At 71.0% G+C, this 3,164-nt stretch carries 3 protein-coding genes; all 3 read left to right on the top strand.

All coding sequences use genetic code 11. From position 1 onward, the window contains the following. Positions 1-712, top strand: a 712-nt coding sequence (locus QM641_RS12755; RefSeq protein WP_415117067.1) for a tRNA lysidine(34) synthetase, incomplete at its 5' end; no start/stop codon positions are given. 76 nt (positions 713-788) lie between these two features. Continuing rightward, a complete protein-coding gene (gene hpt, locus QM641_RS12750; RefSeq protein ID WP_415117065.1) occupies positions 789-1,340 on the top strand; it encodes a hypoxanthine phosphoribosyltransferase in 552 nt (183 codons plus the stop codon). A gap of 485 nt (positions 1,341-1,825) precedes the next feature. Next, positions 1,826-3,164 (top strand): ATP-dependent zinc metalloprotease FtsH (ftsH, locus tag QM641_RS12745; protein WP_415117063.1); only part of this gene is annotated, 1,339 nt, incomplete at its 3' end.

Genomic DNA, 3,164 nt, shown 5'->3' with positions numbered 1-3,164 from the left:
GGGGGGGGGGGGGGGCGCCCCGGCGCCCCCCCCCCCCACCGCCCGCTACGCCGCGCTCGACGCCGAGGCCCGCGCGGTGAGCGCCGTGGCGGCGCTCACCGCGCACACCCTCGACGACCAGGCCGAGACCGTGCTGCTGGGCCTCGCGCGTGGATCCGGCACGGCCAGCCTGCAGGGCATGGCGCCCGCCTCGGAGCTTGCGAGCGGCATCCCGTTGCTGCGTCCGCTGCTGGGCGTGCGGCGGGCGACGCTCCGCGAGGCCTGTGCCGCCGAGGGCCTCGTGCCGTGGGACGATCCGCACAACACCGACCCCCGCTACGCACGCGTGCGGGTGCGCGAGCGCGTGCTCCCCGTGCTGGAGGCGGAGCTCGGGCCGGGCATCGCCGAGGCGCTCGCGCGCACCGCCGAGCAGGCACGGGAGGATGCGGCGGCCTTCGCCGCCCTGATCGAGGAGACGATCGAGGACATCGTCGAGCACGCCGAGGCGGGCATCTCGCTGTCGGTCGCGGCGCTGGCGGCGAACCCCGCGGCGCTGCGGCACCGCATCATCAGGACGGTCGTGGCTGCTGAGTTCGGTGAGTCGCTCACCCGCGCGCAGACCCTGGAGGTCGCACGTCTGGTCACGGACTGGTCGGGCCAGGGCCCGATCGACCTGCCGGGCTGCCGCGCGCGTCGCGCGGGCGCGCGGATCGAGTTCCGGTCGAACCGCTGAGCCCCGATAGGTCAGGCGGCGGGGATGGACTGCGATTCGACGCAGGGTCGATCGGTCGCAGCCGTAGACTCTGACCATGCGCGCCGCCGACATCGCCGATCAGCTCACCAGGGTCCTCGTGGCCGAGGAGGAGATCGAGGCGAAGCTCGCCGAGTTCGCCGCCCAGGTCACGGCCGACTACGAGGGCAAGGACCTGCTCCTGGTGGGCGTGCTCAAGGGCGCCGTCATGGTGATGGCGGACTTCGCCCGGCAGCTGAAGCGCGATGTCGCGATGGACTGGATGGCGGTGTCCTCGTACGGCGTGGGCACGCAGTCCAGTGGTGTCGTGCAGATCCGTAAGGATCTCGATGCAGACCTGACCGGTCGCCATGTGCTCATCGTCGAGGACATCATCGACACCGGGCTGACGCTGCACTGGCTCCTGGAGAACTTCGCCTCGCGCGGTGCCGAGTCGGTCGAGGTGCTGGCGCTGCTGCGCAAGCCGGATGCCGCGAAGGTGGACGTGCCCTGCCGCTACGTCGGCTTCGACATCCCGAACGACTTCGTGGTGGGCTACGGCCTGGACTACGCCGAGCGCTACCGCAACCTGCGCGACGTCGCGGTGCTCGCGCCGCACATCTACAGCTGACGACCTCACTTCCGCCGCCCCTCGCGCGTCGCCCTTGACGCACTCGAGTCACTGCTCCCGCGTCGACCCCACGCCGTCGAGTCACTGCTCCCGCATCCAGTCACTGTGCTGCAGCGCAGTGACTCGCTGTGAGAGCAGTGACTCGCGTGGGTAGGCAGTGACTCGCGGGGGTGGAGGCCCGCGCGAGCGGGTGGCCGAGGGTGGATGCCGGGGGGAGGTGCCTGCGCGAGCGGGTGGCCGGGGGTGGATGCCGGGGGGAGGTGCCTGCGCGAGCGGATGGCCGGGGATGGAGAGGCGCGCGAGCGGGTGGCCGGGGGTGGAGCGGCGCGCGAGCGGGTGGCCAGGGGCGCATGCTCCGGGGCGGATGCCGAGGCGAGGGCGCCATCGCAGGAAGGCGTCGCCAACAGCAGCGTGGCCCGGGTCGGGTACGCCGTGGGCGAATGCCCAGTCGGGGCGCAGGCGGCGCAAGGTAGCCTGAACAGACCATGAACCTCAAGAAGCTCACGCGCAACCCGTTCGTCTACGTGTTGCTCATCGGCGCGCTCCTGCTGATCGGCATGACGCTGATCTCCAGCCTCACCGGAGCCAAGCAGATCACCACGCAGCAGGGACTGGAGCTGCTCGAGGGGGGCACCGTCTCCGAGGTGCTCACCACCGACGGCGACCAGCGCGTCGACATGACGCTCAGCGAGCCCTTCGAGGGCTCGGACCGCGTGCAGTTCTATTACGTCTCGGCGCGCGCCGACGAGGTCGTCTCGGCGATCGACTCCGCCGCCCCCAAGAAGGGGTTCAACGACGTCGTCCCGCAGCCGACGTGGTTCGACGGGCTCCTGTCGCTCCTGCTTCCGCTGCTGCTGCTGGGGCTGCTGTTCTGGTTCCTGATGTCGTCGGCCCAGGGCGGCGGCAGCAAGGTGATGCAGTTCGGCAAGTCGCGGGCCAAGCTCGTGACGAAGGAGACCCCGACCGTCACGTTCGCCGATGTCGCCGGCGCCGACGAGGCGATCGAGGAGATGCAGGAGATCAAGGACTTCCTGAAGGACTCCGCGAAGTTCCTCGCCGTGGGCGCACGCATCCCCAAGGGCGTGCTGCTGTACGGCCCGCCCGGAACCGGCAAGACGCTCCTCGCACGCGCGGTCGCGGGCGAGGCGGGTGTGCCGTTCTACTCGATCTCGGGCTCCGACTTCGTGGAGATGTTCGTCGGCGTGGGCGCCAGCCGCGTGCGCGACCTGTTCAATCAGGCCAAGGAGAACGCCCCCGCGATCATCTTCATCGACGAGATCGACGCGGTCGGCCGGCACCGCGGCGCGGGCCTGGGCGGTGGTCACGACGAGCGCGAGCAGACGCTGAACCAGATGCTCGTCGAGATGGACGGCTTCGACCCCAAGGCGAACGTCATCGTGATCGCGGCCACCAACCGCCCCGACATCCTCGACCCGGCGCTGCTGCGCCCGGGCCGGTTCGACCGGCAGATCGGCGTCGACGCGCCGGACCTGAAGGGCCGCCAGAAGATCCTCGAGGTGCACGGCCGCGGCAAGCCGCTCGCTCCCGGCGTGGACCTGTCGGTCGTGGCGCGCAAGACCCCCGGGTTCACCGGTGCCGACCTCGCGAACGTCCTGAACGAGGCGGCGCTGCTGACCGCCCGCTCGAACGCGCAGCTGATCGACATGCGCGCGCTCGATGAGGCCATCGACCGCGTGATCGCAGGCCCCCAGCGGCGCACGCGCGTCATGAAGGACAAGGAGAAGCTCATCACCGCCTACCACGAGGGTGGGCACGCCCTCGCCGCGGCGGCGATGAACCACACCGACCCGGTGACCAAGGTGA

This window comes from Microbacterium sp. (assembly GCF_047605725.1).
Classification (GTDB): domain Bacteria; phylum Actinomycetota; class Actinomycetes; order Actinomycetales; family Microbacteriaceae; genus Microbacterium.
This window is presented reverse-complemented; position numbering and strand designations above follow the sequence as displayed.